This window comes from Clostridium sp. AF32-7AC (assembly GCF_003477925.1).
In the GTDB taxonomy this organism is placed as follows: domain Bacteria; phylum Bacillota; class Clostridia; order Lachnospirales; family Lachnospiraceae; genus Otoolea; species Otoolea fessa.
In genome coordinates this window covers 434,430-456,147 of record NZ_QUEG01000001.1, presented here as the reverse complement: position 1 = coordinate 456,147, position 21,718 = coordinate 434,430, and the positions used below count along the sequence as shown (strand labels likewise).

General features: G+C 40.1%; 18 protein-coding genes, 1 pseudogene and 1 riboswitch. Of the genes and pseudogenes, 2 read left to right on the top strand and 17 right to left on the bottom strand.

Annotation, left to right across the window (positions count from 1 at the left end):
- Nucleotides 1-216 precede the first annotated feature (216 nt).
- A complete protein-coding gene (locus tag DWZ45_RS14620; protein WP_233430273.1) occupies nt 217-1,017 on the top strand; it encodes a hypothetical protein in 801 nt (266 codons plus the stop codon).
- A gap of 46 nt (nt 1,018-1,063) precedes the next feature.
- A riboswitch (TPP riboswitch) is annotated at nt 1,064-1,169 on the top strand.
- 140 nt (nt 1,170-1,309) lie between these two features.
- On the opposite strand, the gene DWZ45_RS02125 is transcribed toward DWZ45_RS14620, so the two are convergent.
- Both DWZ45_RS02125 and DWZ45_RS02120 read right to left on the bottom strand, forming a co-directional pair.
- Nucleotides 1,310-2,050: a L,D-transpeptidase family protein gene (locus DWZ45_RS02125; protein WP_118467382.1), complete on the bottom strand. Its 741-nt coding sequence runs from the start codon at nt 2,048-2,050 to the stop codon at nt 1,310-1,312.
- Nucleotides 2,051-2,139: 89 nt separating this feature from the next.
- The gene (locus DWZ45_RS02120; protein ID WP_243015206.1) at nt 2,140-2,865 is read right to left on the bottom strand and encodes a DUF6198 family protein; all 726 of its coding nucleotides are present in this window, start codon (nt 2,863-2,865) and stop codon (nt 2,140-2,142) included.
- A 298-nt stretch (nt 2,866-3,163) separates the two neighbouring features.
- Between DWZ45_RS02120 and DWZ45_RS02115 the strand changes: the two genes are divergently transcribed.
- Nucleotides 3,164-4,504, top strand: a complete 1,341-nt coding sequence (locus tag DWZ45_RS02115) for an MATE family efflux transporter (RefSeq protein WP_118467380.1) — start codon at nt 3,164-3,166, stop codon at nt 4,502-4,504.
- 103 nt (nt 4,505-4,607) lie between these two features.
- Here the strand turns inward: DWZ45_RS02115 and DWZ45_RS02110 are convergent, their stop codons facing one another.
- The 15 genes and pseudogenes from DWZ45_RS02110 to DWZ45_RS02040 all read right to left on the bottom strand — a co-directional run bounded on the left by DWZ45_RS02110 (nt 4,608) and on the right by DWZ45_RS02040 (nt 21,620).
- Nucleotides 4,608-5,882, bottom strand: a complete 1,275-nt coding sequence (locus DWZ45_RS02110) for a hypothetical protein (RefSeq protein WP_118467379.1) — start codon at nt 5,880-5,882, stop codon at nt 4,608-4,610.
- Between the two features lie 341 nt (nt 5,883-6,223).
- Nucleotides 6,224-7,120, bottom strand: coding sequence for a transposase (locus tag DWZ45_RS02100; RefSeq protein WP_117795049.1), 897 nt, complete (start codon nt 7,118-7,120; stop codon nt 6,224-6,226).
- Between the two features lie 391 nt (nt 7,121-7,511).
- The gene (locus DWZ45_RS02095) at nt 7,512-8,417 is read right to left on the bottom strand and encodes a transposase (protein WP_118467377.1); all 906 of its coding nucleotides are present in this window, start codon (nt 8,415-8,417) and stop codon (nt 7,512-7,514) included.
- Nucleotides 8,418-8,658: 241 nt separating this feature from the next.
- Nucleotides 8,659-9,870 carry a hypothetical protein gene (locus DWZ45_RS02090; RefSeq protein ID WP_118467375.1) on the bottom strand — a complete coding sequence of 404 codons (1,212 nt, stop codon included), beginning with the start codon at nt 9,868-9,870 and terminating at the stop codon, nt 8,659-8,661.
- A 37-nt stretch (nt 9,871-9,907) separates the two neighbouring features.
- Nucleotides 9,908-10,822 (bottom strand): sugar phosphate nucleotidyltransferase, encoded by a 915-nt coding sequence (locus tag DWZ45_RS02085; RefSeq protein WP_118467373.1) that lies wholly within the window; start codon nt 10,820-10,822, stop codon nt 9,908-9,910.
- Between the two features lie 30 nt (nt 10,823-10,852).
- A complete protein-coding gene (locus DWZ45_RS02080; RefSeq protein WP_182426614.1) occupies nt 10,853-11,620 on the bottom strand; it encodes an acyltransferase family protein in 768 nt (255 codons plus the stop codon).
- Complete coding sequence (locus DWZ45_RS02075) at nt 11,617-11,898, bottom strand: hypothetical protein (protein ID WP_118467370.1); 282 nt, start codon at nt 11,896-11,898, stop codon at nt 11,617-11,619. Before DWZ45_RS02075 ends, DWZ45_RS02080 begins: the two co-directional genes overlap by 4 nt.
- Before the next feature lie 112 nt (nt 11,899-12,010).
- A complete protein-coding gene (locus tag DWZ45_RS02070; RefSeq protein ID WP_118467368.1) occupies nt 12,011-13,012 on the bottom strand; it encodes a kinase in 1,002 nt (333 codons plus the stop codon).
- Nucleotides 13,013-13,059: 47 nt separating this feature from the next.
- The gene (locus DWZ45_RS02065) at nt 13,060-15,405 is read right to left on the bottom strand and encodes a glycosyltransferase (RefSeq protein WP_118467366.1); all 2,346 of its coding nucleotides are present in this window, start codon (nt 15,403-15,405) and stop codon (nt 13,060-13,062) included.
- Nucleotides 15,406-15,482: 77 nt separating this feature from the next.
- On the bottom strand, nt 15,483-16,343 hold the full coding sequence (locus DWZ45_RS02060) for a hypothetical protein (RefSeq protein ID WP_147353093.1): 861 nt from the start codon (nt 16,341-16,343) through the stop codon (nt 15,483-15,485).
- Complete coding sequence (locus DWZ45_RS02055; RefSeq protein WP_118467362.1) at nt 16,340-16,783, bottom strand: adenylyltransferase/cytidyltransferase family protein; 444 nt, start codon at nt 16,781-16,783, stop codon at nt 16,340-16,342. The genes DWZ45_RS02060 and DWZ45_RS02055 overlap by 4 nt, the downstream gene beginning before the upstream one ends.
- Before the next feature lie 17 nt (nt 16,784-16,800).
- Complete coding sequence (locus DWZ45_RS14785; protein ID WP_333491332.1) at nt 16,801-18,189, bottom strand: LicD family protein; 1,389 nt, start codon at nt 18,187-18,189, stop codon at nt 16,801-16,803.
- Between the two features lie 42 nt (nt 18,190-18,231).
- Nucleotides 18,232-18,954 (bottom strand): annotated as a pseudogene (locus DWZ45_RS14780) (ABC transporter ATP-binding protein); the annotation flags it as partial.
- 11 nt (nt 18,955-18,965) lie between these two features.
- Nucleotides 18,966-19,748, bottom strand: coding sequence for an ABC transporter permease (locus tag DWZ45_RS02045; RefSeq protein ID WP_118467358.1), 783 nt, complete (start codon nt 19,746-19,748; stop codon nt 18,966-18,968).
- Nucleotides 19,749-19,769: 21 nt separating this feature from the next.
- Entirely contained in the window at nt 19,770-21,620 is a 1,851-nt protein-coding gene (locus DWZ45_RS02040; protein WP_118467356.1) for a glycosyltransferase, read from the bottom strand.
- Nucleotides 21,621-21,718 lie beyond the last annotated feature (98 nt).

The window sequence follows — 21,718 nt, the reverse complement described above, 5'->3', positions numbered from 1 at the left end:
CATTTCCATCAATGATCAGCCGGGTGTTCATAGCTCTGAATCCTTTTCTTTCTTATTTTTTATAATATACTATATGTGGTTTTTCCTGTCCCGGAGCTTTTTTTCTTTAAACATTCCCGTTCTTTTTCGATTCCAAAAGTGCCTACCCGTGAACCAAAACGTCTTTTTTTCCTCTCATCTGCATATATTGAGACAAAGATTTGGGAGGTTTTTTTCGTGAACCAAGATGTTTCTCTCAAAATGACCGAGTTAGACCGCTTGACCTCACTCCCACATATGCAGCTTGTCAAGGCGGCGCTTCCCTATATTCACATCCCGGAACAGCGTTTTTTCTCCCTGTTTGTGAAATTCCGCGAACTAGAAAAGACGATGCAGCTATTTGCTGATCCGGCCGACGGTGAGATCGGAATCTGCTCGGTGGGCGAACGCGACAAGGATTCGCCGGTTGATATGCTGAAAGCGATCAAGCCGTATGGCACAGAGGAAGAGCAAAGTTCGATCGATCTGGTCTTAAATTTTATCGAAGGTTCCCGCCTCTATGAATCCTACTGGCAAAATATGCCGCAGACAGCATCCTTTCCGACTTCGCAAGATATCCAGAATGATTCACCCAATTCTGATGCAGTTCCGGCATCTGTCCTTTACCCGCAAGCCGAATATTCCCGCAGACAGAAAAAAACCACAGACCGTGCATCTGGCACATCCACTTCAAACAGACAGGAGGCACACACTATGGAATTTCAAAACTGGAAACAGGATCCGAGACTCCGCTCCATGGATCCAGACAAAATAAAACAGATGGAACAGTTAGCCGATCAGGCAAGAAACACGCCGCAAGACAAGCTTCTGCCGCTTCTCATGAGTCTCCGGGGCAGCAACGGTTCCCCGCAATTCTCAACCTCAGAAATGGACACTCTTTTTTCGATCCTGACAGACCAAATGCCCCCAGCGCAGAAACGGCAGGCGGAAATGCTGCGGATGCTGAGCCGGCAGATGGGCGGGGCAAATAAATCATAAAACCAGAGTTGCCATTGCTATTTTTTTCCAAATCATGCTACAATTCATTTCGATAATGGGGAGCTTGTGATGCAGGCTGAGAGGGAACCAAAAGTTTCGACCCAAAACCTGATTTGGATAATGCCAACGTAGGGACAAATATTTTGAGACACCTGAGCGCCGGATATTGTCCGGCGTTTTTGGGTTTCATTAGGAAATTATGTCCTATGAAACAAAAAAACTCATCTGGGGGTTCCTATCTGCTTCCAGATAAAAATCCCCAAATGAGATCTGACTCTCACAGCCTATCTAATTAGTAATTTGCTAAATCGCTCTCATCCTGCACCACCACAATCTTCGTCCCGGTATCCACCTGGCACACAACCTGTTTCATATCTTCCTCCGGAATACTGATGCATCCGGAAGTTCCCGTATTATTCCAGCTCTTCGGGCAATGCAGAAAGATCGCCGATCCCTTTCCCGGTGTACACTCCGGATTATAATCCAGTACCAGGCCATAATTATACTGCGGCGCCTGCGCCATCAGATCCTCCGCCGAATTCCAGTCCTTCTGTACCTGCTTCGTATTTGCCAGCTTGTTATAATACTGGCTGTTTCCGTCATCCACATAATAATCGCCGTCCACGATCTGGTGATACGGCAGAATCGTTCCCGGATTTGCCTTCAGGCCAAATGCCATCGTAAAGCGGTACACACCCGCCGGCGTCTTCTTATCGCCCTCCTGCTTCTGCATCGTGATACCGTTCATGCCGCTGACCGCTTCTTTCGACATCACCTGCACCAGTTTTCCATCTGCATCGCGTTTATACCAGTCCAGACGGCTCTTCGCCGGATCCTGGCGGTTGCCAATCACCACAATCAGCTGCGTTGCATCCTTCGCCGCCTCCAGTGTATTTACATCCCCGTTGTAGCTTGCCGTAAGCGCCGGTCCTGTCGCTTTCTCCGCCGCCATCGCAGCCGCCGGAGCTGCCGCACTCATCAACATGCCTGCTGCCAATACTACCATTGCTTTCCGCTTCATTCTCAATTTCATCTTATTTATCTCCTATTATTTTATGTATCTGAATTTCACTCAAAAATCGGCTGCTTTTATCTTTCGCACACCTTTTTCCACACACTCTGTCAGTTCCTGCCACTTTCCAGTCCAGCCGCCTGCAGCATCGCCTTTCCAAAAATATGATGAAACAGCGCAATCACGCGCCCCACCAGCATGACAGCACAGACCGTTCCAATGCCGATTCCCACCGGTTTTCCCGCAAACAAAAGTCCCATGAGCAGTGACAAAACGATACAGGTTGCATCGACACAGTTCTTCATCAGACCTGTGTCGATTCCAAAGGTGTCCGCCAGCACCTGCACCAGACCATCACCCGGATTTGGCACCAGCCGCATTGACAGGGACATCGCTGCGCCGACGCCTGTAAAAGTCAGGGCAAGCACCAGCACGCCCATGCGTCCTAAAAGTCCAGAAGCCGCCGGTCCACATTCTTCCAGCGGCGGTATGCACGCTGAAAATACATTCAGAAATCTTGTAAATGCAATACTCAATGGAAACTGCAGAGCATCTTTCATAAGCAAGCTGCGTCCTGCTTCTCCTTTCTCCCGCAGATGAATCGCCGCCTGAATCAAGACAAAGATACCATACAGGACAAAGGTCATATCACCAAAATTCCGGTTCCAGATCACGGACGCTGCATACGAAAGTGAAATAATCGGCGACACTCCGAGTCCTGCTTTGGTATTGAGTGTAAGCCCCATCGCCAGAATCAGAAGCCCCATCAGATAGAAGCTCCACCGTGCTACCCCGCTTCCCGTCGGTTTCTCCGTCATTTCCATGTTGTGATTCAAGATTTCCTCATCCCTTTTTCTTAATATTCGTTAAATCGTAACTGTTCAGTCCCCTCACAGTCACGCGCAAAAATCCATTAAAAATTGCCTATGGCAATGGGATTTTTGCCTGCTGACCCATGTTTTCGTACGGTCAGCGCAGTAAATGCGCAGACCTACTGAACAGTTACATTAAATCTATTCTATTATAGATCCTCCTCTTTCCACTTGACAAGCGCTTTCCGTTCTCTTTACTTTTTCCATCCTCTATGCTACACTAAACTCATGATTTTAGCTGTATCAAAGGAGTTTTATACATATGAAAAAAGATATGACCGAAGGGCGGGAATGGTCCTCCATCCTGCTCTTTTCCCTGCCTATCATGGGGGCAAACCTGCTGCAGGTTTTGTACAACCTCGCTGACAGCGTGATCGTCGGAAACCTCATCAGCGCAACCGCCCTTGGAGCCGTCGGACTAACCAGCTCCATGATCTGGCTTCTGACCGCCATCTGCACCTCCATCGGTGCCGGTGTCAACATCGCAGTTGCCCAGTATTTCGGTGCCAAAAAAGAGACAGACATACAGGAATCCATCTCCGTCTCCTATCTGATTGCCATAATCGCAAGTATATTTTTAACCGCCGCCTGCTTTCTGGCAGCCCGTCCAGTTATTTTCGGTTTTTTGCAGGCACCGGAGGAAATGCGTTTCGACAGTATGGCATACTTTCTGATCTACAGCGGTGGAATTATTTTCCAGCTGCTCTACAATGTTACCTATGGCATCCTGCGGGCACACGGTGATTCGCGCGGCGCACTCATTTTCCTGATGATCTCCGCCGCCCTGAACATCGTGCTGGACTGTGTGTTTATCTCCATCTTTCATATGGGTGTCTCCGGCGCGGCTGCCGCGACCGTGATCGCACAGGCAGGTTCCGCCATCGCCAGTTTCCTGTATCTGCGGCACATTTTCCCGGATCTGCTGCCGAAACGGCGTTATCTCTACGCCTGGAAGGGACAGGGGGCGCTGCTGATGCGCCTGAGTATTCCGATCATGCTGCAGACGGGCGTCAATTCAATCGGCTTCCTCATCCTGCAGCGTCTCATCAACTCCTTCGGCGCTCCCAGCATCGAGGGCTACGCTGCCATGCTGAAGGTCGAACAGCTCGCGCACATCCCGTCCCAGAGCTTTAACGTCGCCATTTCCAGCTTCGCCGGACAGAATATCGGCGCTGAAAAACTGGACCGTGCCCGCCGCGGCTACCGCACCACCATCCTGATGGGCGTCCTGATCAGTATCTCCATCAGTATCGTAGTTCTGCTTTTTGACCGGCCGCTTCTCCAGATCTTCAACATCACCGGAGAGTCCCTGCGGCGCGCAAAGGAACATCTCGACATCCTGATGTTCTTCATCTGGACCAGCACGATCACCAACATCACCTGCGGTTTTCTGCAGGGTGCAGGCGATGTCAAGATCCCGGCAGCTTCCGGCTTCATCAACCTGGGCATCCGCCTCGCGCTCTCCTTCCTGCTGGCGCTCACCCCGGTTGGCTTCCGCTGCTACTATGTGAGCATGCCGCCCGCATGGCTGATCGCCTGCTTCGTAGTTGTGATGCGCTACCGGAGCGGAAAATGGAGGGAGTTTCGAATTGTAAAAGAGTAAGAAAAAGGATGGAAGAATTTACTTTGGGGGTGATTTCTTCCATCCTTATTTCGTTTAAAGCTCTTTTTCGCGTTTTACCCGCTCCTAAAATTTTAGCACACTACTATCTATAAAACACAAACTCCATTTTTACCATGCACATTCCACTCCACGCGCACACCGCTGCTGCCAGTGCCCGGTATGTAAACACGATATGGATATAAGAATGATTCACAAACACACTATACCAGGCAAACGGAATCAGGCAAATCATAAGATATGGCAACATACATAGGAAGAGCTCCCGCCAGCCACTCCGAACATGCAGGCTTTGTCTATTTCTCCACAGCATAAAAATCGTCAACAGAAGAAAGACAACCGCCGCTAATACCAGAACACCTATAAATCCGGCACCTATATTCCGCATAAATACCATCACTCTGGAAAAATGATTTTCTCCATAGCTGCTGGAAACGCGGACCTGTGCCTGCGAAACGGCATCTGCCAAAACATTCTGACGTAAAATAATCGAAGAAATCAGCCATTTTCCTGCCCACATGCCAAAATAGCCAAATCCCCAAACGACTGAACCAGCCACAATCTGCCGAATCTTCTCTGCAGGCGCCGTTTTTTCCTGAATCATCATAAAAACAGTCAGTAATACCCCTAATGAAGCGACCGGATATGTAAGCAAATCCGCGTATGCAATCACAATCCCATTCATCAAAAACAGATAAAGAAAATGTCCCTCCCTGCACATCCATTTCTGAAAATAAATACACACAATAACCGACAGCATCGTCGGGTAAAATACCGTCGAAAGCTGCAGCGAATGAATAATCGCTAATGGACGCAAAAATAAAATCGTAATCCCCAACGGCAGGAACAACTGATATTGTTTTCTTTTTATTATAACCAACACCAGTAATAATATTGTAACCGCAAAAAAGACTGTATTAATTGACCGTATACCCAAATAATCGGTTACCATCAAAAGCGGCCTAAGCGCCACCAGATAGCCATGCCAATAACGCGGGTACGCAATACTGCCAACGTCCTCCTCCGCCTTCACGTATGCATCTAACGAAGTAATCGGATCTCCATTCTGATAATCTGGTCGGTAGGCTGCAGCCGCGCGGTTCAACGCACTGGCATCTTCTTTCTGATAACAGGCATTTCCAATCATAAGCGCATCCGTCCAGTTATCCAGCTGATCCGCATATGTATAACCAACCGCCGCACCTATCCCTTCATAAGAAAATGTTTCCGCCGATCGGGCTGCATGCGTCTGGGTCAAACGATCCGGCAGCAAAAATACGCACCATAGTAAAAATATGCCTGCAAACAGACTTGCAAGCAGCATCAAACATAATTTTGCACTTATCTTTAGAAATTTCATACTCTCTCCCAACTATTGACATAGCATCAAAAAAGAAGCCCACCTACAAATCGTATACGATTATAGTAAGCGGGCTGATCAACATTATGCTTCTTTCAGTTTCTCAACCACTACTTTACATCTCTTTTTGTAAAAAGCGATGCCATAAAGCATTATATTATGGCGACCATCATTTTTCAGATACTCAGAATACCTTCGATCTCTGATTTGCTTGAGCGCTCTTTCACAGGTCTTATCTAATCCTGACACTTCCTTGGAATGCTTAAATTCAAAGATAATGCCATTATCCGGATTTTGCGGTTCAATGATAATATCAGCATATGTATAACCAACCGCCGCACCTATTCCTTAAACTTTTCCAAAATATTCCTAACTTCATCCACATCTATTTTCATCTGTTCTGCAATCTGGTTTTCTGTATATTTATCTCGATATAATCTATAAATTCCAAACACTCGTTCTTCACCCTGCTTCTGACCTTCCTTTAATCCTTCCTTCTTACCTTCCGCATACTCTGCCTTCCGAATCAATTCCTTTTCCCGTTTCTCATCATATTCGAAAATACACACCTCTATCGCCTCCGTTCGATTCTTTCTCAGGAAATCAGCCAGTATATTTTCCTCAATACATTCCGTCACAGCCTGCTCTGCCGCCCGGTTTATGTCCTTATACTCTGCCGCATATTTACGAATCTTGTCAACCAGAAGCATATACTCTTTCAACAGGCAGCAAGTTTCCAAAATCCTCTGTTTTTTATCCAGATTAATATTCAATACCTTCACTATCAATTCCAGCTCTGGTTCATCCGCCTTCTGGCAGAATGAATGTGACAGTTTCAGAACACTTTCCGCTTCCCGCTCCTCTTCTCCATTGTAAAATACAACAAAGTGTGGGGTCGGCAATTCTACCAGCGTTGACGCATACAGCGTTTGATTCCGAATGAGCATCTGGTATTCTTTCGTCACATAAATCAGAAAACGCAGCGGCATATTCGGATTCCAGGTTGACTGATGTTCATACAAATTCAACTGCATATCCAGCAAAAATGCCTGGTCATTTTTCATATTCATATAAACTGCATTTTCCAGCGTCACGATCTCCAACTCTTTTGCATCCGTATAATGTGAATGATTTACCGCATTATACAGACTCAACAGGTTCTCCCTTGTACTGAAAATCATCCGAAACAACGTATCCTTGTGATCCCGCCTTACTTTTACAGAATTCATATTTCTCATTCATTCTCCCTTCTGGCAGGAGAATTTCCACTTTTCTTTTAACCCTTTGAAAATCTCCTGCTCTTCAATTATTGTTGACTTGGATAAGCATAAGATTTCTCAGATTAAAATTAGAATATTAGATACCGCTTAAATTGCTGATAAAGAAAAATATATGCTTGATAAGATAAATGTAGCATATCCGCATATAGGATGCAAGAAGAATTTATTTCTTTTATATTCCTATTTTATGCCCCAGATTACTGTTCACACATGAGTGAACAGTAACTGCCCCAGAACATTCCCAGATACCGTTTCCGCATTTCCATATCCAACGGTGCATCTGTCATAACTTTCGTATTCAAATAAGGAGTGCCCTCCCTCCGAAAGACACTCCCGTCTAAGCTAAAAATCATTTAAATCGTTCCAAAATTTTCCGTACTTCTTCTACATTCATCCCCAGCTTCTCTTTAATCTGGTTTTCCGTGTAGTTCGCGCGAAATAATTGGTAAATTTTAAATATCCGTTCGGCTTCTTCTTTCTTTCCAGCTTCCCGTCCAATCCTTTCTCCCTCTTTCATACCTTCCGAATACTCCGCCTTCCGGATCAGCTCCTTCTCCCGCTTATCATCATATTCAAAAATACACATTTCAATCGCCTCCGCCCGATTCTTTCTTAAAAAATCAGCCAGTATATTTTCCTCGATACACTCCGTCACTGCCTGTTCGACTGCCTGATTAATATCTTTATACTCATCCGTATATCTACGAATCTTATTCACCAGAAGCATATATTCTTTCAAAAGCTGGCACGCCTCCAACACTTCCTGTTTCTTATCAAGGTTAATATTCAACACCCTTACCATCAATTCCAGCTCTGGTTTATCCGTCTTCTGCTGAAACGAATGCGACAGCCTCAGAATCGTCTCCGCCTCCTGCTCCGTCTCCCCATTATAAAACACAACAAAATGCGGTGTCGGCACCTTTACCAGCGCCGATGCATAAAGCGTCTGATTCCGCACCAGCATCTGGTACTCCTTTGCCACATACATCAAAAAGCGCAGCGGCATATTCGGATTCCAGGTGGACTGATGTTCATAAAGGTTCAGCTGCATATCAAGCAGAAACGCCTGATCATTCTTCATGTTCATATAAACCGCATTTTTCAGCGTCACAATCTCAAGCTCCGATGCATCTGTGTAATGCGAATGATTCACCGCATTATAAAGACTCAGCAGATTCTCCCTCGTGCTGAAAATCATCCGAAACAGCGTATCCTTGTGATTCCGCTTCACTTTTACAGAATTCCTACTTCTCATTCATTCTCCCTTCTGGCAGGAGAATTTCCACTTTTCTTTTAACCCTTTGAAAATCTCCTGCTCTTCAATTGTTGTTGACTTGGATAAGCATAAGATTTTCTTAGATTATTTTTAGAATATAGATAAATATATGAAATGTGGTAAAGAAAAATATATGCTTGTTATGTTAAATGTAGCATATCCTTACAGGAGATGCAAGCAGAATAACATCCTTTTTTAACAAACTTTTGATGTTTCAAATTCATGTCCTTCTTCCCTTCTTCCCAGACATCCCCGCCATCACAATAACAAACCAGAAAAACGGCTGCCTGCAGTTCATCAGCGTAAAACTCTCTGCCAGAAGTGCCAGCACCGCCGCCCTCTGCGCTTTCTCACACCGAATCACATTTTTCACAATCCAATACACCAGAAATGTGGTAGGAATCAGTCCATACGAAAACCAGACATCAAAAAAGCTGGAATGAATCTCATTAACATGAAAAACATCAAACACGCCCGGACTCAGAAGCTTCTCAAATCCATCATACGGAATAAAACGTTCAAAAAAACCCTCTCCCGCTCCATAAAACAAATACTGAGGCGTCAATACCAGCCGCTCCGCACTTCTGTCATACAGCAGATCATAGAGATTTCCATTTGCCAGCTTCCATATTTTCTGCTGGATTCTGGAAAGAAGCGTATAATCCGTCTGCGAAACATCAAAATTTGCCCCTGGCCAGATCCGATAGACGCCCAGCGCCAGCATCACTACAACAGCTGCCCCGCCGAACCACCAGAGTTTTTTATACTTTGAGTGCGTGCATCTTTCCCAGAAAAACTGCCATGCCAGTATTACAAAAAAGGCAAGCAGTCCCACAAACATACCGGTTGATTTTGCTTTTCCAATCAGAAGAACTCCCCAAAAAAACATTCCCCAGCACGCAATCCGTGTCTTGACTGTATACTCTGCCTTCCGCCGGTATTCCATAAAAAGCACCAGAATCATCGTAAAGATGAAAAAAGCAAACTGGTTCGGATCATTAAACGTTCCCATAAACCGAGAACCGCCCCAGCTCTCATGAAAATAGCGTCCTCGTCCGGAAATCAAAACAATTGTCTGAAACACCAGATTGATCCGACATATCCAGCAAAGTCCCCGCATAAACGAATCCGAATAAAGTGTCCGGAACGCCCAGATCAGGAATGCAGAATAAATCCAATAAAGCGTATGTAACGGAAAACTTCCTTTTCCTGTCCGAACAAAATAAATGCCATTAATGACAGCTGCAAATATCAGGAAGACCACCCAGGGAAAATCTTCCTGATACCAGATTTTCTTACCACTTCTCCACGCCATGATAAGCGCCAGGGCACCGGACAAGGCGAAAAACAGATCCGCGATGCCGATGCTGCCGCTGGGGAGAAGGTAGAATTGTTTGGTGAGGACGGCTGTGTAAAATAAAACTTCAACCATCCTGTTTCTCTCTAATTTCATTTGTTCTTACTTTATCCTAATCCCACAAATTTTCCGGATATAATCCACTCTCTATCATCTGTCGGAATCCCTCCTGCGCCGGTTCTATATCTTCTTTATAAGTAATTCCAATCCATCTGTCCGGCGTATTCAAAACTTTTACGGAAGCTAACTTCTTTTCAAGCAATTCCGCCACAATATTTGGGAGAAGATACTCCTTCTTCTCCGGATTTTCCCCTAATGCATCAAGGAATCTGGCAAATCCTTCATCTATGTACCGCAAAAAATCCGGATATCCGGCCCACATATTCATGGATACCATCGTATCCGGTGTGATCCATTTGCTTACCTTCGCATTATCACACTGGATTTTTCCATCTACACACTGAATTCCCGTCGTTTCAACGACCTCTTTCAAGAATCCCGCCTTATCTGCCACGCAGACACCTCTGGTAACCGCTCCGTTTTCACTCAGCGTATTCTTTAAAGAAAAGCCTGCCATTGCCAGATTTATCTTATCCGCATCTGTATTTCCAGAAAGCAGGAACTCATGAAGCTTCGAAAAAGCTTCTTTCCCATAATAATCATCTGCATTGATGATCACAAATGGTTCTTTCACAACATCTTTACAAGCCAGAATTGCCTGCCCGGTTCCCCATGGTTTTACTCGTCCTTCTGGAACATGATAGCCTTCAGGCAAGTCTTCTAACTCTTGATAGACATATTCCACAGGCATAACCTTAGATAAGCGATTTCCAATCACTTCTTTAAATTCTTTCTCAATGGCTTTCCGAATTACAAATACAACTTTTGTAAAACCAGCTTCCTTCGCATCGTAAATCGAAAAATCCATAATAATCTCTCCATTCGGAGCCATCTTAGCCAGCTGCTTGATACCGGTTCCAAAACGGGAACCTATACCGGCAGCCATGATGATGAGGGTTGTGTTCATGTTTTCCTCCATAACTATAAAGATGCAAATTTACAGAGTTGTTTCTTTCTGAACTATTCTCTTCTGTTCTCCCCATTTTTTACAGACTAACAGCATCAATTCTGAAATCATTACCGACCAAACGATTGACATTCCTAATTTTAACCAATATCCATTTAAAGGAAATAATCTTTGAATCCAATCTTGAATAGGATAATGGATGCAATAAATTGGAAGTGCCAATTCACCCAAATGAATGCATATCGAATAAATATGCTTATTTTTTATATAATTTTCATCATTCATTAATGTAAAAAACATCACTATAATTAAATAGGCAATTATCTCCGCTGAAATATCAATTCCACCATTTCTAAAAAAAACAGTAATAAAAATAAAGCCTATAAATCCAATCACACTCGCTATACGAAATAACATTTTAGGGAAATCATCTTTTTCTTTATAATATCTTGTCATATAAAACAATGCGCTTCCAACAGTCAATCCAGCGATTCCTCTAAAGCACTGAAATATTCCGCCTTCCCAAATTGCAATTTTTTTCATATAATCCATGCACAATGCATATAACATAATAGGAATAAACCAGCATAAAAAATACTTATAAATTTTTTCATTTTTGACCATTAAAATTATAATCAACGGCAAAAACAAAATCAAATGCGTAATATACCACAAAGGTGGATCATAGGTATAAGAAGAATTTGCTATATCACTTCCTTTTAACAATAATAAATTATATATTAATGAAAAGGAAGCTACGCCTCTGTCATTTTCAGAGCATTTTGTAATAACATTCAAAAAGCTGAACAGCACCCCCCCCCTACTGCATAAGGATACAATTTTTTTATTTTACTTTTTACATAAAAAAACATTTCATCGTACTCAACTTTATGTTTTTCCATTTTTTTGACAAAATGACTCGTTGTATAATATCCCGTTAATATAAAATAGAACTCTACAAATGCCCATCCTCCCAAAAAAATCGTACGATCCATCAATGTATATGAATGATGACATAATATTATAATTGCGCCAACAAACCTACACAATTCAATATATTCACACTTATTTTTCATTCATTCTCCTATACGTTTTACTTTTGCACACACAAAGCATGTACACAATTCTGTCTATAAATAAAATATTAAAACTTTTTCTTCATACTTTTTATTAATAGCTTTCACTATTTTATCTTGTCTCTGTGTATTCTTCTGGTGTATAATGAATAATTTTTGTACCACCCTCTTCAAACTTGAATGGGACATGTACCAAATCTTTCATTGCTTCTTTCACTCTACTTTGTCGTTCTTCCGGAACATAAAAAACAAGAAATCCGCCTCCTCCAGCACCTAAAAGTTTCCCTCCAAAAGCACCTTCTTTTATTCCAAGTTCATATAATCGATCAATAGAAGAAGTAGATATCTTCGAGCCCGTTTGCTTTTTTAACTTCCATGTAGTATCTAACAATTTTCCAAAATCATCAATATTTCTATTTTTATTTACCAATACCTGTTCCGCTTCATCTACCAAATCATACATTTCTGAAAGATATTCTGATTTACTTTTTGCAGCCACATTATTAACTGCTTGTATTTCAGAAGAAAATCGCGTGAAACCAGTAAAAAATAACAACAAATTATTTTCTAATTGTTTCTTCCTTTCCGGTGAAATCACAATTGGCCTTACATCATATTCATTTCCAGAAAAATCGATCCGATTCAAACCTCCAAATGACGCAGCTATTTGATCTTGCCATCCGCCTGCCTCTTTACAAAGTTCTCGCTCCAAATAAATAGCTTCATCTGCTAATTTCTTTTTATCCGCATATTTACCCTTTAATGCATAAAAAGCATTTAACATTCCCACCGCAAAAGAACTGCTTGTTCCAAGTCCCGATCTAGCTGGCAAATCTGCCTCATATACTAAACGTATCTCATGCATATTAAGCATATTCATTGCATTTCGAATTGCCGGATGCTTTATCTCATTATTTTCATTTACATATTCCATTTTCGAATACGTCAAATGTGTTTTATATTCAAAGAAACGCGGTAAATGACGGACATTTACATAACAATATTTATCAAACGTCGTAGATAAAACTGCCCCTCTATTTTCATAAAAATGTTCTGGGATATCTGTTCCACCGCCAAAAAAAGACATCCGAAATGGTGTTTTTGTAATTATCATATAATTTTCTCCTATATAAATTCAAACTTCATATTTTATGAAGACAATTAGCTTTTTAGAATATCATCCATTAGTTTATCCAATGGATATCTTTCAATAAATAAATTGTATTGATGAATACTCTCTTTTCTAATATCATCAATAGTCTTTTTCCGAACATCATCTTCATAATTTGTAAGTTCCATAAGATATTTAGCACACTCTTTTTCACTTTCTAATTGATGATATTTTTCTTTTAATCCAAGTCCAGTTGCTGCAATTTTTGTACAAATAATAGCCACTCCATATGACATTGCTTCTAATGTCTTACACTTCAATCCAGAATAAAAAGTATCAGGATTGATGTATATATCATATGAGGAATAGAACTTTTTCAAGTCATCAATATATCCTAAAATTCTTATATTATCTGGAACCTTTAATGATGAAAGCATATTACAAACCCCACCCGCAATATTTAATTGTATTTTTTTGTTATTTGCAAGATCCGATATTAATTTCTTAATAGCAAAATAATTAGGCGGATTTGAAGAAGCCAAATATCCTACTTTTATTAAATCTTCTTCATATTTATTATCATTCCTTTTTTCATCAATATAATGGCATGCAGGAACGAATGGATATGTAATTACCTTCGTTTGATAATTTGTTATTTTTCTAAAAAACGTTGCATCTTCTTCCTGTGATGCCAAAACAATATCTGCCCGTTTAAGTGCACGTGCTTCTTCTCTTTCCGTATTTACCCCAAACCAAAAACTCCACTCTGGAAAACCCGCTTTTTTTAATGATTCATTATGTTTTGTAAATTTGTCATGTGTATATAATACTTTCTTTGCATTTGGCAAAACCTCAAATGCTTTTGAATAAAATAAATAATTTGCCATGCAAAGATCGTAATGATAATGTTCATTCATTCGGACTATCGATTGTAAAAATTCATCATCAACCCAATCATCTATATAATCCCCATCCGCACAATTAGGTGAAACATTAGTATGCGAAAAATATGGATTTGATGCATGTTGATAAAAAACTCTATCCCAAACTTTTCTATTTATATTATCAGGTCTAAACTCATTATAATACAAAAACAAATGCATTTGATATTTTCTCTTTTTTAACATTTCGGCAATATTTTCAATGTTATGAATTGCTGCATTTTCAGAATACCATGGCACAATTACAAGTGCTTTTTTCCCTTCTCCCACAGGTTCTAATTCAAATATTCCTGTATCAAAATCCATGCAATATAATCGATTTGAATTACCATCTATTTGAACTTCTCCCTCATGTAATTTATTCCATATAAAAGGTCTATGCATGAATTGATTAAATTTTGTCCATATAAAATCACCCATTCTTGTATGATACATGACCCTTAGAATATTTTTCGTTAAATCATGTTTTCTACGACCATCTTCATTTACAACTATCCCTGTTTCAAATTGTTTTAAAAATGGATATACAGTTTTATAATAATAATCTCGCATTTCCCATCTTTGGAATCGTGCATTATCTAATCCAACTCCAGCTTCTTTTCCCTCTTTATAAAATTCTTTTGCCTTCTCTAAAAATTTTTTTTGCGTTTTATCATCCAAACGATTATAATGGAACAAAAAATCAAAATACCCATGCAAATAAAAAGCATTTTTAAAAATCTCAAATTTTTTATGCTCCATCAGCCATTTTTTTATCTGTGCATAATTCTTAAATTCTGCATCCCAGTTCTTCGATGATTTACTTGAAGAATTTGTTGTCATAACTCGATAGTCATATACCGCATCAGGTATACACACAACTGTTTTGGTGGATGAATATATCATAAATTTAAAAATTCCATCTTGATACGCTGCTCCAGCCGATTCAATCATTCTAATTTGATTATTCTCTAAAAAATCTCTGCGATAAAGTGCCGCCCATATAGATGATTCCATTAACATCAAATCGTTAGAATAACATGGCTCTACTATCACCTCAGGCTCATAAAAAGGAAATGGGGGTTTTACTTCACAACTTCCACCATCTTGATATAGTTTTTTAAACCCCGCCTTAACAACATTGGCCTGATGTTTTTCAGCTGCTTTGTATAAAACTTCCAACATATTGGGCTCAATAAAATCGTCTGTTTCAACAATTGCAACATATTTTCCTGAAGCCTTATCAAATCCACTATTAACAGCTTTTCCGTAACCCCCATTTTTCTGATGAATAGGTTTTACACGATGATCTTTTTCAGCATAATAATCCATTATTTCTCCGCACTTATCAGGCGAACCATCATCAACTGGAATAATTTCGATATCTTTTAGCGTTTGATTTAATACACTCTCAATGCATTGTTGAAAATATTCTTCGACTTTATAAGTCGGCATTATTACTGATATTAAAGCCATTTTTTCTCCTTTATAACTTACCTCATTATCAAAATCTTTGCACTTTCATATAAAGCACTGATCACATCAGCACAATATCATTTATTTATCACATTACCTATTTCATCTTCCGTAATCCAATCGCTCACAACTCCATCACCTAAATATTTACTTTTATATTCCTCAAAGTCATTTTCCACCGCCCAAAAAATCTTAATTCCAGCTCTCCTAATATCTTTTATTTTCTCATCATCAGCATATTGTAAGTTTATATTAACTGCTTTAACTTTGTATTTATTACAATTCGAAAGCAATTCATCAAACTTGTCTGGATAGACTGCATGCTGTCTTAACATAATATTCTTAAATGGATATATTTTTAATACATCCTCTAAGTCCTGGACATCATAGCAAGAAACAACCAAATGATTCAGCATTTCATCATTTTCTTTAAAATGTTCAATAATCCACGTATATGTTTCTTTTGCATCCTCTTTTACATCCAAAACCATATACGCGTCCGAATGGGATTTCATCCAATCTACAACATCTCTGAATGATAACGGTGTATATTTTGACAAGATGCGAGCTTGTTTAAATTGTTCTAAAGTCGGCAGGTATTCTCTTGGTATCTGCTCTTGAAGATATTCACTCGGCTGGCGTTCAATCTGCTGTAAATATTCAAATTCAGGCTGCCCTAAGTCTACTTGTGTCCAGTCATGCCTCAGTACAATTTCATCATCCGAAGTAAACCTCAAATCAATATCAAATAGCCTTGTCTCATTTTGATAGGACTGATTGAGTGCTTCTAACGAATCTGTATATATGTTTCCATCTATTCCCCCTCCAGCATGAGCAATCACATTATAGTCATAAAATTTAGCTTCCTGAGTTGGTTTGCTGCAGGAACATAATACACAGCATCCGCATAACATTAATATGTATTTCCAACATTTCATCTTTCGCTGCCTTTATATTCTTCCCTTATTTTTTCTTTAATACTTTTTGTAGAAACTGATTTTGTATATGGAAAATAAACACACGAAACTCCCTTTTGTTTCAATTTTTCTTCTATTTCATTGTACATCTTCGTATTTTTCCAATCGTCTCCATGAAATAAAACGTTGTAATTAATTTCCGTTAATACCTCCAGCTTGTTCATTGTTTTCTGCGGAATTACTTGATCTACACATTTCAATGACTTTACAATACGAAGTCTGTCTTCAAAAGGAATAATGGGAAATTCTCCTTTATACTCTTTTACCAGTTCATCTGTGCTTACACCTACAACAAGGTATTCACAATTTTCCTTTGCTTTTTCCAGTATATTTAAATGCCCTACATGGAACAAATCAAAGGTGCCTGTTGTATACCCGATTTTGAATTTCTTTTTCTGCATAAAACAATCCCTTTATACTAATTTTCATCGCATTTCAGTTTACTTAGATACTCCTTGTAATCCATCTCTGTATCGAAAATTACCCCTCCATGCGTATTCGATACATTCTGAGGCGTCATATAATCTCCATACCTATTTGTCAGATATGCGTCATACCCAGCCGGTACCGGCATTTTCAAATATTCAAAGTCCATCCAAATTGTCTCATCATACATATGGCGGTCTCTGATTCTCTTTTCTGTATCAAAAATAAAGTTTAAAGGTGCCACCTTATCTGCATCTTTCTCTTTGACTGACCGGAACATATCATCTATATATTTCCAGCAATTGTCTGTACTCAGATTTTCTTTCAACTCCTCTGGAATTTCAAAATCCTCCGGCCATTCAAATTCTCTTCCATCTGTCGTTTCAACAATAAATTGCTTTAATACATCACAGTTCCTTCTCTGCTTCTCTACAACCTGTACATCATTTGAAACATTCTCTAAAACAAACAGATCGATAAAAATACCCTGATTAAATTCTTTATTCTGTCTTTCTTCTACGCTTAGGATTCCAGTTGTATAGCTATTTCGAATCTGAGCATGTCCATGTACATACTTTTTATCCGTGTACACATTCTGAAAAAAATACGGTTCTGTGAAATATCTGGGAGCAATCTCACATAACTTATCATAGTCTTCCCGGAACATTGCAAAATCCATATCATCATCCCAAGGAATGAATCCTTTGTGGCGCACTGCTCCCAACATAGTTCCTGCATCTGCGAAGATTTTTAAATTATTTTCCCTGCACACCGTCAGCAGGCGATCTGCCATCTCCAATTCAATCGCCCATACTTTTTTCTGCTGTTCTGTTATTTCAAAACCGAATTTTGTTTCCGGATCAAAAAATGACTTTATTGGATATGTGTTCCATCCATGCGGCATTACCAAAAATCCATGCTCTTTTCGCTCAGCTGTCTTGATATCCAACACAATAAAATCTGTCAGACTGTCATGAAGAACTAAATTTTCTCCCCATATACGTGCTTCCAAATAATATTGACCATCCAAAAGATAATTTTTATCAATATGACATTCCATGACTCCGCAATGCTCAGATAAAATCATTTTTTTATATTCCAATGCGGTTGATGTCCGATAAACTGGTGTATGATCCTTTGTAACAATTCCAAATGCAAAACTTAACGGCATATTTTTGGTTCTGCTTGCATATTGAAAACGAATTGTTATCTTATCTCCGGTATCAAAACAAGCACTGGATTTTCCTTCTTTGTCCAGCAGTTCAATCGAAGTAAAATGAACCAGTCCTGTTCCTTCTCTTTTCGCCTCCGGAGCGCTGAAAATACTCAGTGAGCTGCAGGTCTCATCAGTAAAAGGATTTTCCTTCTCCTTTTCCTTCATCTCTCCTTTATTTCCACTTAAGCTGTTTAAATACGCTCTTGATACTTCACGGACGGTTCCACAACCTCTGACAACTCCTTTTTCTAACCACAAAGCATTGTCACAGATTTTTCGAACCGATTCCATCGAATGAGATACGTACAGAAGTGTCGTTCCTTCTTCTCGCATCTTTTTCATTCTTTTCTCACATTTTCGCTGAAACGCATAATCGCCAACCGCAAGAACCTCATCACAAATCAGAATATCCGGCTTAACCACCGTCGCGATCGCAAATCCAAGTCTTGCTGCCATACCGGAAGAATAATTCTTAATCGGCATATCTAAAAAATTTTCCAGCTCCGCAAATTCTACTATTTCATCAAAATGCTCTTTCATAAACTGTTCGTCATGCCCTAAAACAGCTCCATTTAAGTAAATATTTTCCCTGGCCGTCAAATCACCATCAAAACCGGCGCCCAATTCAATTAAAGGAGCAATCGTTCCGTTTACCGTTACTGTTCCTTTATATGGTTTTAAAATTCCGCAAATCACCTTTAACAACGTCGATTTTCCAGAGCCATTGATTCCTATGATCCCCCAGGACTCACCTTTTTTTACACTGAATGATACGTTTTTTAATGCAAGGAACTCCTCAAACATTAATTCTCGTTTTACAAGCTTAATAAAATATTCTTTCAGATTATCTATCTTTTCAGAAGCCATATTAAATCTGGCTGTTACATTCTTTACTTCAACTGCTATTTCATTTTTTTCATTCTGTTTCATTTTTTCCTCGTCTAAATATATAAAATAAATTTATCCTGTGTTTTAGAAAAAACAATGCTTCCGACAACCAGCGATATAAGTGCTACCGTAAATCCGTAAAGAATCCACTTAATATCAGGGAATACTCCTTTTAAAACAATGGTCCGGAATTGTACTACATATGAATACATTGGATTAAATATTTTAATTAAATGCTGTACTTGTTCTGGAAGCTGCTCAATTGGATAAAAAATTGGTGTAAGATAATTCCACGCTGTTAAGACCGCTGCATAGATATGCTGAATATCTCGGAAGAAGACACATCCCTGCGCCAATAGCAATCCAAGTCCAATACTAAATATATAAATTTGTATCAGCACAACCGGAATCCAAAACATATAAAAATTAAATTTCACACCGCACACAACAAATACAATCAACATAGCTCCAAGAGAAAATAGAGTATTTACGAAACTGCTTGTTATTTTGGATATTGCAAATATATATTTAGGTACATATGTCTTTTTTAGCAATGCACTATTTCCTATAATTGACCACATGGCCTGACTGGTTGCATCTGACATAAAACTAAACAATGTAGAACCGATAATCAAATATACCGGATAATTTTCAATATTAAAGCGAAACATCTGACGAAATACAATTACCATAATGATCATAATCATTAATGGATTCAGAATGCTCCATATATATCCCAGAAAACTTCTCCGGTATTTCAATTTAATATCTTTTATTACCAACTGCTTCATGAGCGGTTTATATTTTTTAAATAATTCTATTTGTTTCTTTCCCATTCTCAATTCTCCTAATGGATACTAACCTCTATTTGTTAATATTTTTTCAATCCAGAGCTTTCCGTTTTTTAATATTTCGTATTTTGTCTTATATTCTTTTTGAGTTTTTCCATATTGAACCATCAGAATCCGCCAAGTATTTATGCAATACATAGCTGCTTTGAAAAGCTGTCTTTCTTCCCGGACTGCCACTCTCTTCTTTTTTGCCCCAGTATCCCGCAATTCAATCCGCTTCTTTCGAAAAATCGAAAACGGTGCATCATACGGACGTAAGAAACCTACTTCTTTATCTGCTGGCAGGAACCAGCCGTTGAACGTTACCTTTTTCCAAAACTGTTTTTTATTCCGATCCGGGTTATAGCACCTCTGTAATTCTTTTAATGTTGGCTGCTCATCCACTTCCATCGGCTCTGTATCCGGAAGATGCTTTCTCAACTGATTGTTCAACTGCTCTGCGTCTGTCCCCATCAGCCATTCTGGGCCTTTCATGAAATCTATCACTCCCCGCCAGGAGAAATAGGCTTCTTCATAACGCATCTTTAAAACAGCTGTTATGATAAATTTAGAGATCCATTTCCACATCTGAATTCGTGGCATATCCGGTTCATGCAGTGCCGCAAATATCAGGTTATTCCGCACATCGTAATATGCGTTTGTTCCCAGAAAATTCACTTCAAACCCTTTATGCCAGACATTGAATCCGTTTAAGAAAACAATGCCTGTCTCTCTGTTTCGAATCTCATATTCGATATCATCCCGGTGAATAAACAGCGGAAGCGGCAAATTATCTTTTCGAACTGTATTCAGGGAATAGCAACAGCACCACCAACCGGAATACATCCGGTATTCGTCCTGCGGTGTTTCAATTAATGGTTTCCGGCAGTTACGAAAACTTCGCATATCTGTCATGACGAGGCGGTTAGTCACATTGAATCCTTCAAACCACTCTCCCATCGCCTGACAAATATACGGATAATCTTCCCGAAGCAGCGTACCTCCCAAGCGGATATCCTCCCACTCATCCTTCCGCATCCCCAAAAATCCATACGCCCGCACAAACAGTTCCGGATCCATGACGGCATCATCATCCATCAGCTGTACATGCGTTAATCCGAGACGTTCTTTTTCCTCGATCGCCTCAATCATGCCTCTGGTGAAACCGCCTGCGCCGCCGACGTTGCGGTTTGGTATGATTCGAACGGTTTCTGGATATCTGGCTGCCAGGCGGCTGATTTCTTCATGTTCCGAAAGCGTTCTTCCGTTGTCTACCAGCCAATAGCAGAGTTTTAAAGAAGCAATTTCTGGTCGTTCCAGAAATTGCAGGATACTTTTCAGATTTCGGAGGACATACGGCTCTCTCTTAAACGTGCAGACTACCGCTGCGATCCGCACCTGTTTTTCATTCCGACAAGTTCCCTCATACCAGCCTTTTATATGATTTGATATATCAAAACCGATATTTTTCTTTGTATCCTTTATCGTTTTGGCAGCTGCATTTTCTGCTGATTCTGTCTCCGCGTTTTTCACGTTCTCCGATTCTGTCTCTTTCCCGGCACCTATCTTTTTCACCGAAAACCAGAAAACTCCTTTTTCCGTCTCCGGATATGGGAACTCCAGATCCAGAGTTTCTTTCCCCCCCGTCAGCATCTTTTCCTGAATGATATTCTCATCCAGCATCAGACGAATTGCCTGACAGCCATTCAATTCCAGGTGCAGCGTCAAACTTTCCTGGTTTGTGTACTTCTTCCTTTTTTCGATATAGAAAAGGTTGAAATATCCATTGAAATCGACCCATTCTCCATTTCGATGGAAATACAGTTCTTCTTCCCTACAGATATCTGCTTCCGGAAATCGTATATTTTGTAGACGCATCCGCTGTGTCTCCTTTTCAGTCCTTTTAGGAACTGCCGTTCCTCATTCCATGTTTTGAGAATTATATAGTTTCTAATCTGTCTTTATATCTCTGACGG